The 14,960-nt window shown below is 47.4% G+C and carries 11 protein-coding genes; 9 read left to right on the top strand and 2 right to left on the bottom strand.

All coding sequences use genetic code 11. From position 1 onward, the window contains the following. The first annotated feature begins 303 nt into the window (after positions 1–303). From L5M11_RS16350 to L5M11_RS16320, 7 genes are read left to right on the top strand one after another with little or no spacing between them, the layout of a single operon-like run. The gene (locus L5M11_RS16350) at positions 304–2,490 is read left to right on the top strand and encodes a TonB-dependent siderophore receptor (protein ID WP_263192752.1); all 2,187 of its coding nucleotides are present in this window, start codon (positions 304–306) and stop codon (positions 2,488–2,490) included. Between the two features lie 39 nt (positions 2,491–2,529). Then, a complete protein-coding gene (locus L5M11_RS16345; RefSeq protein WP_263192750.1) occupies positions 2,530–3,171 on the top strand; it encodes a DUF4198 domain-containing protein in 642 nt (213 codons plus the stop codon). Between the two features lie 26 nt (positions 3,172–3,197). Continuing rightward, positions 3,198–4,247 carry an efflux RND transporter periplasmic adaptor subunit gene (locus L5M11_RS16340; RefSeq protein ID WP_263192749.1) on the top strand — a complete coding sequence of 350 codons (1,050 nt, stop codon included), beginning with the start codon at positions 3,198–3,200 and terminating at the stop codon, positions 4,245–4,247. A 4-nt stretch (positions 4,248–4,251) separates the two neighbouring features. Then, positions 4,252–7,419 carry an efflux RND transporter permease subunit gene (locus L5M11_RS16335; RefSeq protein WP_263192747.1) on the top strand — a complete coding sequence of 1,056 codons (3,168 nt, stop codon included), beginning with the start codon at positions 4,252–4,254 and terminating at the stop codon, positions 7,417–7,419. Continuing rightward, positions 7,412–7,780 (top strand): hypothetical protein, encoded by a 369-nt coding sequence (locus L5M11_RS16330; protein WP_263192746.1) that lies wholly within the window; start codon positions 7,412–7,414, stop codon positions 7,778–7,780. Before L5M11_RS16335 ends, L5M11_RS16330 begins: the two co-directional genes overlap by 8 nt. After that, positions 7,777–9,366, top strand: a complete 1,590-nt coding sequence (locus L5M11_RS16325; RefSeq protein WP_263192745.1) for a PepSY-associated TM helix domain-containing protein — start codon at positions 7,777–7,779, stop codon at positions 9,364–9,366. Before L5M11_RS16330 ends, L5M11_RS16325 begins: the two co-directional genes overlap by 4 nt. Beyond that, positions 9,363–9,689, top strand: coding sequence for a DUF3325 domain-containing protein (locus L5M11_RS16320; protein WP_263192744.1), 327 nt, complete (start codon positions 9,363–9,365; stop codon positions 9,687–9,689). The genes L5M11_RS16325 and L5M11_RS16320 overlap by 4 nt, the downstream gene beginning before the upstream one ends. A gap of 480 nt (positions 9,690–10,169) precedes the next feature. Here L5M11_RS16320 and L5M11_RS16315 read toward each other — a convergent pair whose 3' ends face one another. Next, the gene (locus L5M11_RS16315; RefSeq protein ID WP_263192743.1) at positions 10,170–11,111 is read right to left on the bottom strand and encodes a hypothetical protein; all 942 of its coding nucleotides are present in this window, start codon (positions 11,109–11,111) and stop codon (positions 10,170–10,172) included. Between the two features lie 240 nt (positions 11,112–11,351). Continuing rightward, positions 11,352–12,884 (bottom strand): DUF3612 domain-containing protein, encoded by a 1,533-nt coding sequence (locus L5M11_RS16310; RefSeq protein ID WP_263192742.1) that lies wholly within the window; start codon positions 12,882–12,884, stop codon positions 11,352–11,354. A gap of 255 nt (positions 12,885–13,139) precedes the next feature. Here L5M11_RS16310 and L5M11_RS16305 point away from each other — a divergent pair, with 255 nt between their 5' ends. Both L5M11_RS16305 and L5M11_RS16300 read left to right on the top strand, forming a co-directional pair. Beyond that, positions 13,140–13,703, top strand: a complete 564-nt coding sequence (locus L5M11_RS16305) for a malate synthase (protein ID WP_011845404.1) — start codon at positions 13,140–13,142, stop codon at positions 13,701–13,703. Positions 13,704–13,989: 286 nt separating this feature from the next. After that, on the top strand, positions 13,990–14,940 hold the full coding sequence (locus L5M11_RS16300; RefSeq protein WP_106648891.1) for a YeiH family protein: 951 nt from the start codon (positions 13,990–13,992) through the stop codon (positions 14,938–14,940). Positions 14,941–14,960 lie beyond the last annotated feature (20 nt).

The following is a 14,960-nucleotide window of genomic DNA, read 5'->3' as shown; positions in this document are numbered from 1 at the left end:
TTGTTGGCTAAATTGACTCGAACCACAACAGCCTGAGTTCCCAGTCAATGCCCTGAAACCGAGTTATAGTAAGGCATGCGCTAAAAGTGCAGATCCCACTGCGACGGCTTATCACAGCTCGCTGACAAGCTATTCGCCAATAAGTTACAACCCAGCTTAAACAATTTACACATTGAGCATATTGCATTTATTTTAAACAAACCTATCATGCGATCGATTCTCATTTGCACCTAAACACTTTGTTTGCACTCAGGATCACCAATCATTATTTAATCTGAAATCGCCTGAAAGGATTGAAATACCATGCCTCCCCTATCTGTTTTAACGTCTTGGCGCTCGCCATTGATCCCTGTACTTCTCAGCACACTTACTCTGACGGTTCAAGCCAATACTGACCCTAAGCAAGATGAGAAAAAAGATACAGAACAGATAGAAAGATTGAACGTGGTAGGAACATACACCCGCGCGGCAATGAATAGCGCCACGGGTTTGTCTATGTCACTCCAAGAAACCCCACAAAGCGTCACTTTGATTACCGAAGAGATGATCAGTGACAAAGGTTTGGTCACTATGGAGTCAGTGTTAAATCACACTCCTGGCGTCACTATGGTGGGCGATGCCTCTGAAAATAGTCAGATATTCGTGCGCGGCTATGCACTAGACAGCGGGGTGCAAATTGACGGCTTAATCACGACCTCTTCATCCCATGTTTACAGCGGCTCAATTGATCAAGGTTTAGACCCTGTGATTGCCGAACGGGTTGAAGTATTAAAAGGTGCGGCTGGGATCTTAAGTGGTTTAGGTGAACCTTCTGCCACGGTTAATTTTATTCGTAAACGTCCAACGGATGACACCCGCGCCACGGCAAGTGCGAGTTATGGCTCATGGAATACCTATAGATTAGAAGCCGATGTTTCTGGCTGGCTAACGGATTCGGGCAATGTGAAAGGTCGATTCGTCAGTGCGGTGAAGAAAGGCGATTCTTTTATCGATCGCTATCAGCGCGATACCACAGTGCTCTATGGCGTAGTTGAAACGAGTCTAAGTACCGATACTAGCTTGTCGCTGTTTGCGGACTATCAAAAATCACAAACCGACGGTGTGTATAACTGGAACTCTAATCCCGCATTTTATACCGATGGCACAGCTGTCGATTTTGGCCGCAGCTACTCTAGCTCACAGGACTGGACCCATTGGGACGTGACCCAAAAGAGTCTCATGGCCGAATTTAAACATAGATTCGATAACGACTGGTCACTCGTCAGTGCCTATCGTATCGCCAACGCCACCATAGACGCATTGGCCTTTTACCCAGGCGATTATATCGTCAAATCAACCGGCGAATTTGTTGGCCCTTGGGGCGATACCTATGCAGCCCAACATGATCGTGAATCCGATACCAACAGTTTCAACCTGTATGCAACGGGTAACTTCGACTTACTCGGCCGTGAACATAGCGCTGTGATCGGTTTTAACTATGGTGACAACGAGTTCGATAACATCAACACGAACTCCGCCCCCCAACGTCGCTATAACGTCGCGGATCAGGGCAATTACCCCAAGCCTAATATTCCTAATTCCCCCACCAATGGCCAAACCAATGAACAAAGCCAATCGGGTGTTTACGGCACTGTCCGTGTCAATGTGTTGGATTCACTGAAATTAATGGTCGGTGGACGCGTAAGTAACTGGTCCTATGAAAAGCATGATCTCGTGGGTAACAGCACAGATGCAACCATGGAAAAAACCGGTATTTTCATCCCCTACTACGGCCTAGTCTACGATGTGACCGAGCAGATCGCTGTCTACGCTAGCCGTACTGAAATCTTCAAACCTGGCACCTATTTTGGTGAAGATGGCCAACTGCTCGAACCTGCAGAAGGCACAAACGTCGAAGGCGGCGTCAAGGTCGCGTTGTTCGATGACACGCTAAACATGTCAGCTGCCATCTACGAAACCAATAAAGACAACGAACCCGAGTATGCAGGTAAAGGTCAGCTACCTTCCGGTGACTCTATCTACGAAAGTGTGGATGGGATTACCACCAAGGGCTATGAGTTAGAAATAGCCGGACGTCTTACCGACTTATGGGATATCAGCGGTGGTTATACCCACAACAATGCAGAAGATAAAGATGGCCTACGTCGTCAAACTTATCTGCCCGAAGATATCTTCAAACTCACCACTAAATATAACTTTGAAGATATTCTGCCAGGCATTACTGCAGGTGCGAGCTGGCGCTGGCAGAGCAGCACCTTCTATCAAGGCACTATTTGGGGTGTCGATGGCGCGCCGAATGTGGCTTACCGCCAAACACAATCAGCCTACTCACTCGTTGACTTAATGTTTGGCTACCAAATCACACCTTCTATTTCTATGCAATTGAACATTAACAATATTTTCGACAAGAACTACAACCGTTCACTCTGGGGTTACGCCGACTTTGGCGAGCCACGTAATGCCACACTATCACTACGTTGGACGCTTTAAAACATAGCCCTAACCCGAAATAACATTAAGGATGATCAAATGAAACAAGCACTTGTAATACTCACTTTACTCGGCGGTATCGCTTTTTCGGCTCAAGCACATGAAGTATGGCTTGAGCGTAATAACGATGGTTCGGTTAAAGTGCAATTTGGCGAACCGGGTTCAGAGCAGGCTTCGGCAGAAGAGTTAGCATCGTTAAGCGCGGCGCGTATTTTCGCCGCCAATGCCAAGACACCGTTAACCGCCACAGCGCAGGCCGATCATCTACTGGTCAAAACCCAAGATGGCAAAAGTGATGTCAGTTTCTATGCCGATACCGCGTGGCAACCATGGAAAACCGAGACTGGACTACAAGCCGCAATACTCTATGCCCGCACGGGACAAGAACACACAAAAGCGCTGCAAGATTTTGAATTTACGCCAGTAAAGTCAGGCGTTCCCGAGTTTGTACTTAGCTATAAAGGCGCACCACTGGTGAATCATCCAGTACAAGTTTATCGCCCCGGTTTTTGGAGTAAATCTTTCACCACCGATGCCCAAGGTAAATTCGCCCTCGATACCCCAGATGCGGGCCGCTACTTACTCGTCAGTAATCACACCACAGAAGGTAAACAAACACTCGCAGGCAACGAGGTTGATAGCGTTTTACACATCACCACCACGAGTTTTATCACTCAGTAATAATCTTATAATGAGATGGAGTTAACGTGCGTTATTTAATGATAGGTTTATACATGCTGTGTTCTGCAGTCCACGCAAGCACAGCACCTGTAACAGTCGCCTTGCCCCAAACAGGCAGTACCAATGAACTTTTGCCACTCAGTGGCTCCATTAAATCCGCACGGGTAGCCCGCTTATCTGCACGTACCGATGGCCTAGTCGCCAAAGTGCTGGTCGATGCGGGCTCTAACGTTACCGCTGGCCAGCCTTTGCTCGCACTCGATGACACCTTAGCCATACACCAATTAGCACAGCGTCAGGCCGATGTAATGGCCGCTAAGACCATGCTGGCAGAAAAGCAGCGACTCCTCACCGAAGCGCAAACACTCAGTTCTCAGCAATTATTTCCCGAAACTGAGCGCGCGATTCGTCAAGCGGCGTTAACCGAAGCCGAAGCTAATCTGCAGAGTTTAACGGCGGCATTAGCACACCAAAAAGAGGTGGTCGCCCGCCACCAACTGATCGCGCCGTTTGCGGGAGTGATTTCAAGCAAACAAACTGAAACCGGTGAATGGGTCAATGTCGGCACTGAAATCTTCACCTTAGTATCCCAAGAACAGCTCTGGCTCGATATTCAAGTCCCACAGGAAATGTTCCAAAACATAGCCACTGCAACTCAAGTCGATATTGCCGCAGATATGCTGCCTGAACAGCAGTTTATCGGCCATGTGAATGCACTCGTCCCCGTGAGCGACCACAATGCTCGCAGCTTCTTGGTGCGCTTAACCATTCCTGATGCGAGTGGACTTTTGATGCCCGGCACATCGGCCACTGCGACCTTCCACTTACAGCGGGCGCAACACAGTGTTGTCGTGCCGCAAGATGCGCTAGTCCGTCACCCGGACGGCCAGTTCAGTGTTTTTACCGTGCAAAACAACATAGCCCAACGGCATACCGTTCAAGTGGGCCATACGAGTGCCATCGGGATTGAAATCCTTAGCCCATTACCTAAAGACGCGCCCGTAGTGATCCGCGGTAACGAAAGCCTACAAGACCAACAGCCAGTCTCTGTACTCAACTCTGCAGTAGGAGGTTAGTGAGATGCTGAAGTTTGGAATTAAACATGGCACCTTACTGTCGGTCATCGTCTTGATATTTTGCGTATTGGGCACGGCTGCCGCACTGCGTATCCCAATCCAAATGATCCCCGACTTAGATGTGCGCACCATCAGCGTGGCCACAGGTTGGCCGGGGGCAACACCGCAAGACGTCGAAAAAGAAATTCTACTTGAGCAGGAACGCTACCTGCGCACCCTGCCCAACTTACAACGCATGACATCTTGGGCTGATACGGGTTCGGCATGGATAGAACTCGAATTCCCCCAAAGCACTGAGATAAGCGACGCGCTTATTCGTGTTAGCAATGCGCTCAGCCAAGTATCGTCCTACCCTGAAAACGTCGATCAACCAAGGCTTTACAGCAGTTCATATTCAGACAACGCTTTCATGTATTTCCGCCTCGTGCCTGTCGCGGGGAACCCGCTGAATCTAGACATAGACATGATGCGCGATTTCGCTAACGACTTTATTCGCCCACAAATGGAGCGCGTCAAAGGCGTTTCCTCCGTCACTATTCAAGGCGGCGCTGAACGGCAAATTCAAATACGGCTCGATCCCGCCAAACTCGCCCAACGTGGCATCAGCATTATGGACGTGCGCCAAGCCATTCGAGATCGCAACAAGGACACTTCTGCGGGCGATATCGACAGTGGTAAAAAACGTTATTTACTGCGGGTAATTGGCCGTTTTGAGGATTTAAATCAACTTAAGCAACTGATTTTAAAACGCCAAGGTAATACGAATATTCTGCTGCAAGACGTTGCCGAGATAAAACTCGACCACGCCGAGATCCGAGAACTGTCCTTTGCCGAACAAGAACGTACCCTCAGCTTAGCGGTCAAACGGGATGTCGGTTCTAACGTTATCGCCATCAAAGATGCCATGATGCCAGTGATAGCGCAGATCAATCAAAATCAACTCGCCCAGCACGCCATGCAGTTAGAGTTATTCAGTGATGATGTGCGCTATGTGCAAGATTCAGTTGAAAATGTCTGGGTGAATTTAGGTCTAGGTGCCTTACTGGCAACCTTGGTCATGTACCTCTTCTTGCGCTCGAATCGAGCCACCCTGATTGGTGTTATCGGTATTCCGCTGTGTACCTTAGCCGCCTTCGTCGGGCTGCTGGTGTTTGATCGCACCATTAATGTCATTTCATTGGCGGGTGTTGCCTTTGCCATAGGCATGACGGTCGATAACAGCATTGTGGTGCTCGAAAGCATTGAACAAGCGCGCAGACGCGGATTAGATCGTCTCAAAGCAGCCATAAGTGGTATCTACGATGTGTGGCCTGCGGTACTGGCCTCGACGCTCACCACAGTACTAGTGTTTGTACCCATTCTATTTATCAAACAAGAAGCGGGACAACTGTACTCGGATATCGCGATTGCCATCGCTTCATCCATTATCGCTTCTATGCTGGTCGCGGTGTTCATCGTACCCGCCGCTATTGCCCGTTTTGGTTTCGGTAAGATGCACTTGGCGCAGACAAACCAAAGTGAGCCCCCCAAAGCATCACGCATATTGAGCTTAGTCAGCCAACTTGTACTGTCGGCAAGACGCCGCACCTTTGTGATTGTGCTGTCACTCGTCTCGACGATCGGGCTTGCGGCTTGGCTTATGCCTCCGGCCGAATATTTACCCGAAGGCGAAGAACCAAAAGCCTTTACTTCTATGGTCGCACCGCCGGGTTACAACCTATCGGAAATGGCTAAAATTGCTGAAGAATTAACGACTCAGCTATCCGCGAGAGTCAATGCCGAGGCGGCATCCTTTGAACGTGGTGAGCAAAAGATCCCGCCGCTAAAATACTATACCCTCAGCGTGGGTGTCGGCAGTATTTGGGTGATGAGCGAGCCCGTTCGCAGCCAAGATATGGATGCCATGATGAGCTCACTCACCGCCTTGTTTGAGCAATATCCTGGCATGCGCGCCTATTCATCGCGGGGATCCATTATTTCCAGCAACGATGGTGGCACCCGCGCTGTCGCCTTGGATATTTCTGGCCCAAATCAAGCCAGCCTCTATCGTGCTGCAGAAGCGGCGTATCAAGCGGCGGAAAAAGTATTTGCCGAACCACAGCTGTATTCAGACCCATCGACCTTGTCGCTAGATCAACCGCTGTGGCAGATTTCCCCTCGCTGGCAACGTCTTGTAGAACAAGATTTTAGCGGCAGCGAGTTTGGCTATGCAGTTTCGGCACTGAGCGATGGCGCCTATGTCGACGAGTTTTTCCTCAATGATAACAAGGTGGATATCTTTCTATTTAGTCTGGCAGGCAATCAACAGAGTCTGTCGCAATTAGCACTCGCGCCGATAGTCACGCCTAAGGGTAATGTACTGCCACTGCAAGCCTTGGCCGACATTAGTGAGCAAATGGATAGCGACAGTTTACGCCGCGTCGATGGCCGCAGAACCGTGACTCTTTACATTATTCCGCCGCGTTCCATTGCGTTAGAAACCGCTGTGGCTAAGGTGCGGGAAGAATTAGTCCCCATCCTCTTTCAACAGGGTGCTGTCGGCAAAGATGTCAGTTTGGATATTTCGGGCGCAGCCGATCAGCTCGAAGCGACGAAAGCGGCACTCTCCAGCAATTTTCTGGTCGCCGTGTTGATCATCTACTTGTTATTAGTCGCGATTTTTAATCACTGGGGTTATCCGTTATTTGTGCTGATCACTATCCCGCTCGGACTTGCGGGCGGTTTAGTCGGCTTACAAGCGCTTAATTATACTGGCAGCTTATTTACGTATCTTGGCGGCCAAGGTTGGCACCAACCCTTTGATATGATTACTATGCTTGGATTTCTAATCCTACTCGGCACTGTCGTTAACAACCCGATTTTGATCGTGGAACAGAGCCGTAAAAACCTGCAATCGGGTCAGTTTGGTGTCGTTGAAGCCGTAAAATCTGCCGTCGCCAGTCGATTACGACCGATTCTAATGTCTACCGCGACGACCTTGTTTGGCTTATTGCCTCTGGTGTTATTCCCCGGTGCTGGCAGCGAACTCTACCGCGGCGTTGGCATAGTGGTATTGGCAGGCCTCATCGTGGCAACGCTACTCAGCTTAACCTTTTTACCCGCCCTGTTAATCTCTGTGCTATCCCGCACCCACAAGACAAATTCAGCAGAAGTGGCACACCATCATGACTGAAAAAACCAACATAACTCCTCCGTTAACACAAAGACTGATGCGCTGGAAAACGTCAGCCATCTGGAACGATAGCCTGCACATAGGCAATCGCTGCCTCGCAGCAACCTTTGGTGGCTATTTGTTAAGTGCGGTAGCGACTATTTTGCTCGCACAAATCCTGCCGTTATCTCAGGTTGATCGGGTGTTAACCGCCATGATGCTGTCATTTACTGTATACACCTGCGCCGTGATTTGGGTGTTCAGCGTTAAATCAACATGGCGATACTGGCTGGATTTATTCGCGCTTAGCGGTCTGCTGTATTTAGCTTACCTCGCCGCTAAAGCGTTTGATGTTACAAGTGTTCAAGGGAGTGGATTATGAAAGACTCCTTTTTTCGTTCAATGACTTGGCTACACACTTGGGTTGGATTGCTCACATGCTGGGTGTTGTTTCTGGTTTTTTTCGCCGGAACAGCGGCCTATTACCGTGCTGAAATCAACCTGTGGATGCAACCCGAAAACCACGGCAGCCAATATGATGCCAATGCGGATAATCAACAATTGATACTCAATGGCCTCACGTCCTTGGCACAACAAGCGCCTGACGCTGAGTCATGGTGGATTTACTTACCCACACAACGGGTGCCATTACTGACCTATGCATGGAGCGATCCCGCCGCTGAAGGCCAGCGATTTGGTGATTATCATCAAGGCTTTATTAACCCTGCGACAGGTGAAGCCTTACCTAAAGCACGGGAAAGCCGAGGGGGCGACTTTCTCTATCGACTGCATTTCGACTTGTACTACATGAGTGTGCTCACGGCGCGTTGGATTGTCGGCTTTTGCACTATGTTCATGCTGGTCGCCATCATCAGCGGGATAGTGATCCACAAACGTATTTTTAAGGATTTTTTTAGTTTTCGCCCCGGAAAAGGCCCGCGCTCTTGGTTAGATGCCCATGTCGCCAGCTCAGTTCTCGCATTGCCCTTTCATCTTATGATCACTTACACCGGCCTAGTGACTTTGATGTTTATGTATATGCCATGGGGACTTAACACGCAATATGGTGATGAAACTCAAGCCTTTTATTCGCAATGGAAACCCATTTACCAAACTCCCGTCGCCACTGGCACGCCAGCCACTATGCTCGATAGTCAGAGTTTACTCAGTGCGATTCACAGTGTCGTGGGTGAGTCGCCACTTGAAGGCTTGCAGTTTGATAATCTCAACGACAGCAATGCCAGCGTAACAGTCAAAATCGCCCCTGAGCACAGCTTAAATCAGCAAGCGCCTTGGTATCACTTGTCTACTGTGACAGGTGCAGTGTTGGCGCAGTCGGCTGTGACTTCGGGAGCGAATCAAACCCAAAGTGCCATGATAGCCCTGCACAGTGGTCGCTTTGCTGGCCAAGGCCTACGTTTACTGTATTTACTGGCGGGATTAACGGGCTGCGTGATGATCGCCAGCGGCGCGATTATGTGGGCCGATAAACTGGCACAAAAGCAGCTTAAAAAAGATAAGAATCATAGCGGGCTCACGCTAGTGAACATGTTGAATCTCGCCACCTTTGCTGGCCTGCCCATTGCGCTAGCCTGTTATTTTTATGCCAATCGACTCTTACCCGTCACCTTTGCGGATAGAGAAAACTGGGAAATCCATTGTTTCTTTATCAGTTGGGCGTTAGTCGCACTGCTCGCTTGCTTCAAACGAGACAAACAAACATGGCAACGACTTTTTTTACTCACCGCCTTGCTTTATGGCCTGCTACCTCTGCTCAACGCCATGACTTCGCAGTATCAGCTGATAAGCAATCTACAGCGCCAAGCCTATGTTCTCGCAGGATTTGATCTCATGATGCTCGGACTTGCAGCGCTGTTTTACATGGCAGCCAAACGCTTGCGTAGCCCTAAAAAAGTGCTGGCTACACGGGTAACCAAAGCGACGGCAGAATTAGGAGTTGAATCATGATAGCCACAGTCGAATTGTTAACCTGTTTTATCGCCATGGGGCTGTTGGCCTTATCTTATTTTAACCACCACCGCGCCGTGCGTAACCGCCCGTTAACCGATGCACAGGCACGCGGATTTCGCACCGCTGGTACTGCAATGCTCGTCCTGTGCTATTGGCTTGCCAGTCGTCATTACGGCCCAGCGTACGCCAGCGTATTACTGCTCGGCTGGGTGTGTTTGAGTTCGATAATTCTAGTGATTTTACTCAGTTACAAACCACGCTGGTTACAGCCCATATTACCCGCCAGCACCGTAGTGTGTTTGCTCGGTTTGCTGTATTAATCAATGATTTTAAACACCAAATGGCGTCAATCAGGCTCAATACAGACAAGATTTAGGGAATTTTTACTACTGGAATTGATGCTGCTATCCGCTAACCATTAGCTAGATAATGGTTCTGATTGAAGCCAATCGCACCGTAAAATGCTAGACCGAACATATTAATAAGCGACGCTGAAATGATTAAGCACTCTCATTCCAGTGACTCGCCGTGAATATATCCCTATAGGCTCGACGGCGGCATCCATGCCGCCAACGGTCACTTACACGCGAGCGCTTAATCTCGTTAATTTCAGTGTATTCCTGTTACTAACGATTTCTAACTCAACCCTATACATAGTGACAGGTGATTCAATGAAGTTATAATGGTCATCGCTCAAAAGCCCTTTATGAGTAACAACATTTATAAACTTGCACAATGATCTTAAGCAACTAGATCAATTAAGACAAAGTGTCACGCATTACAAATTACTCTTAAATATTTTACGGTTTATTTCTTAAATCTAAAGTAACCAAAATTACCTCTGTTTTAATTCCAAGGTACTCATATGCAGCTCTTGTTTTTTTAACAAAGTTTTCATCTCTTGAGAATATTACGTCTGTGAATGAAGCTATAGATGCATGCCCTTGATCGCTAAGCGCAGCAGTAAAACGACGCTCTTTATAAGTCTTAGAATCTGGATAATAACCAATAAAATTAAGATGATTATATATACATGTAATTTTTTGAAAATTAAATAATGACTTCCCAGGTGAAATAAGGTCTGCTTTTAGGAAGAAGAAATCGTCTACTGTCCAATTTAAATTTTTATATTCTTCTTTGTCCTTGTATAAATCCCATATTTTTTCAAGAACATTTGGAGGCGATATATTATTTAACTCCACTGGACCAATATTCATAGCGTTTCTGAAATCTCTTACACCTGACCAGTTTTCCTCATTGTTCACATTTGATGACATCAATGATGCAGATTGCTTAAGAACACTATCCATGTGTTCCAAGGAAGTTTTTGCAGTATCTTTAATTATGTAAGCTAAATTAGGGCTACTATCGTTTAGAGTGTCTGCTTGCTCATGAAGATGAACCATAAGATTAGAAAAAGCTCCTAGTAACTCACTATTGATCTCTTCAAAGTTATCACCTTTTCGACCACCATATATTTTAAATACTGTTTGCATCATTGAACCAAGCAATTCCTGATACAAAGGTAATTGATCACAGTATTCCTTGTAAGCTAAATATGAATCTTTTTTAGAAATAGTAGCTTTATCTGTTGGTTCAAATGAATCTGTCATCATCTGTTTGAGATGGCATGCATTTAAATCGTTTAACACATCCAAAAATTTATTCGCATATTCTCCAGACCGTTTTATCTCATTTAGTGTCTCATCAGAATAAACGATCTGGAAGTTTTCCTTTAACATATGTGCGAAATCTATCATGCCGAACTTTACAAACACATCGAGGATATTCTGGTCAAGGTAAGCGATAGTTTTACCCTGATACACTGGGAAATTTAAAATTTTGCACATCCATATGCAGCAGATGCCGCCGTCGAGCCCTCAGGGATACTTCTTATAAAATAAAAAGGTGGCGTGTCACTGAAGTGAGAGTGCTTAATAGCAGCCATTTACTAAACCCTGTGCAAAACTTCGCGGCATAGTTTACTCCACCCCATCACACTGTGATTTACCCGCTTGATAACAGCTGGGTTGACGTGGGCATACGGCGCCGCGAGAGCAAATAAGGCGGGCATCGTTTTTGATCCCGCGTTCTATCCAGTTGATATTGAGGATTTTTGCGACGCTGACCAGATCGCTTTTAATGTGTTTGGGAATAGTGACTGAACCGCCGCTGGCGACACAGGCATCTTTCAGGTCGTGGGCGATAGACAGGGCATCTTTACCCTGTGCTTCAATCGCTGGATTTAAATCTATGCCAGCACAGAGAACATGCGGGTTGCCCGCCGAGTCTTCGACTTTAATCGACTCGCAGCAGTAAATGCGTGGTTCGTTGCCGACGTTTAAAATCGAAATCTGTGCCGAAGTGCCGACCGTCGGCTCGCTGATCATCCTAAAGACGGCCCAATGCTGACAAGGGTCTTCCACTAGTCGCATATTGCCCCAAGGCAGTGGAATCCCGTTACCACGGTAAACGGCTTTGAGCTTGCCCGGTGCGTAAGCATCGAAATAATGCCAATGGGGATAAGGAGAGACGACAGTCATACGCCGCATGGCGACTGAAGCTGACACTTGCAGTTGCTTGTGTACTTCAATCTCATAACCGTGGCGGTCGAGTAATTGGCGATAAGGCACTTTAGGACACAGCAGCGCACCGGCGAAGAAGCTCGATTCAAAATCGCGCCACGCATGCAAGATATCCTGCGCGTTCAAGGTATTGGACTGCATACCCGCCTCTTCATCCACTTCTAATTTGCGGCCTGAGATCATCACACTCTTGAGGCCGTCCTTGTTATGCAACACGCAATGACCTATGTGCACGGCTAAATCATATTTGAGTCTGTTGGGGCGATTTTTGAGGATTTTATTTACATAAATCGTGCTCGGCGGCTCAATAAATGAGGTGATCAACTGACGCGAACTCACGCCCATTTCATCGATAACTTCCTGCGGCGTACTATCTATCCACTTGATTTTTAATCCCATTTCCTTAGCGATATCCAGCATATCGTCCAGAGATAAGGGCATACGTTTGAGGCCGACTTCTTCGGCGGCACGTTCAAGATCAGGGAAATGATTTTGATGGTGTTCTTGATGGGCGCGGATCAATAAATGGGCAAACTGCCGACCTGATATCCCTGTTTGCGACAGCATCTCAGGTATCGCTATTTGTAAAATATCATTGGAAAACAAAAAACTGGGTTCAAGTGCCATACCACTTATGCCACCACGTCGGCCCTTGTCTGGCGTAATGGCGTTTTCTTCGGGCACATCGTCTAAGAACCATTCGGCGTCTTTTTGAAAAACTGCGGCGATGACTGCCAGCATTCCGGCACTCGGCACACGCTTGCCACGTTCGATCATCGACAAATATGACACAGAGGGCGCACTTCCGGCGTCGACTCGAATGCATCGTGCTGACAAATCTTCCATCGTTAAATTATTACGTTTCCGTAGGTTACGTATTTTTGTGCCTAGGAAATGTGATTTTCTCATCAAGCTCTGGTCATTGCGCATTTTGTAAAATTCACAGTGTAAAATTTTTATTGTGAAATTGTAGTCAAAAAAAGACTAGACTACAAATCAAGCAATCAAGGAAAGGCTAATGCGAACAAGCTAAGCCATTCCAGTACAAGAAATGCTTAACCACTCCCACTAAAAGTGGCTAAGCACTCAAAGCGGACAAACCAAATTGAAGACAAACTTTGATAAGCCAAAAGTTAAATCAAAACCCTGAATTTTTTTAAATTGAAAGAGTGAGAGGAACAAGCGATGAATATGTCAATTATCAAGAGCAACCAGATCCAACCGAATCTAAACAGCCTCATCGCAGAAGAAGTGCTAGCCGTGGCCCAAGTGAATGTCGCCGAGCACGAGAAGATCGCTAATGCGAAACAATTCCTCGACCGCCTCTTTCCACTTAACTCTGGTTCACACCAAGATGTGAGCAGCTATGTGGTTTACTACCAACACCTGTTGGCCTTTTTTGCCGACGGCAGCCACAGTGGTTTACGTCAGCCAAAACAGTTTGTGGCCTTTAACGGCACTAAAGATGCGCCTTGCGCCATAGTGTTACAGGACCTAGGTTGCCACGTTGAACTCAGTTTCGACCGCAGTGGCATGATAGGTGCGAGAGACGTTGCCAATCTGGAAGATATCCAAATCGGAACGTCATTAAACATGGTAGTCGGAACACCAGAGTCACGTTCTGCCGCATCGCGCCATTGGCTCAGCCTATTACATGCGGGAATGTCCAGCGCCAACGACACCCAAGATAAGTTGTTTACCGCAAAGGATGGCAGCGATTACAACTTGAAAAGTATCGTAAATTTATAATTTCACGCTTTGTAACCTCGCCATTTATTATCTAGCCAAGAAGATGAACTGAGCTCAGTTCATCTTCTTCGATTTCCCCTCCTGCTTTGCCAAATCTTCTAAGAGTCAATAAAATTGATTAACTAGATAAGTTTAATTGATTTTATTGAGGCTCATACACACAGCTATAATGCCCTCTTGCATCTGTCTCCATGATCAATCCAATTGATCGCCATTTTGTATCCGTCGCTTAATGTGAAGATCTGTGGTTGGAACGATAAACCGAATCGCTCGAGCCTAAGGCGTTATGAATTCTTCATCGACATCACAGCAAGATAATAAGACTCATCGCATCGTTTTCATCTGTGCGGGTTTGTTATGCCTCGCGCCTTTTATCTCATCGCCCATGGCGCTAGTGCTCGGTTTTACCTTAGCGAGCCTTGGTTGGGTACCAGTGCAATGGAATATCGCCGCACTCACCAAAAAACTCCTGTCTTATTCGATCATTGGCTTAGGGTTTGGGATTAACTTAAACGCGGCGATCGAGGCGAGCACCCACAACTTCGGCCTGATTGTTGGCTCAATCTTTTTCACCCTCAGCTTAGGGTTTGTGCTCACCCGCGCCCTGAAATTTGATCATGTCACGGGCCACTTAATCGCCTCTGGTACCGCTATTTGCGGTGGCAGCGCCATTGCCGCAGTCGCTCCGGCCATCAATGCGCGTAACGATCAAACCGCCACTGCGTTAGCCTGCGTATTTGTGCTGAACTCAGTCGCGCTATTTTTATTCCCCGCTCTCGGCCACTTGCTCAATATGAGTCAATACGATTTTGGCGTGTGGAGCGCCATCGCCATCCACGATACTTCATCGGTTGTCGGCGCGGCTTCGGCTTACGGCGATGAAGCCTTAAAAACCGCAACTACCATAAAACTCGCCCGCGCCCTGTGGATTATCCCGATCGCATTGGTCAGCGCTATGCTGTTTGGTGGCGATAAGCGCAAGCTTAACCTGCCGTATTTTATCGGTTTTTATTGTTTAGCCATTGCCGTGGCCCATTGGTTGCCACAATTCCACGCTGTTTATGACACCTTATTTATGGTGTCGAAACGGGCATTAGTCCTGTGTTTATTTTTGATTGGTGCAGGAATTACAGTGCAGAAAATGCGGGCGAGTGGCCCAAAACCTTTGTTGCTTGGGGTGATGCTGTGGGCAGCGATTGGTATCACGTCTTTAGTGTATATTCTTTATTTTCAATAGCTAAGATTTAACTCAAAGCC

This window comes from Shewanella sp. SM87 (assembly GCF_025653705.1).
Classification (GTDB): Bacteria; Pseudomonadota; Gammaproteobacteria; order Enterobacterales; family Shewanellaceae; genus Shewanella; species Shewanella oncorhynchi.
This window is presented reverse-complemented; position numbering and strand designations above follow the sequence as displayed.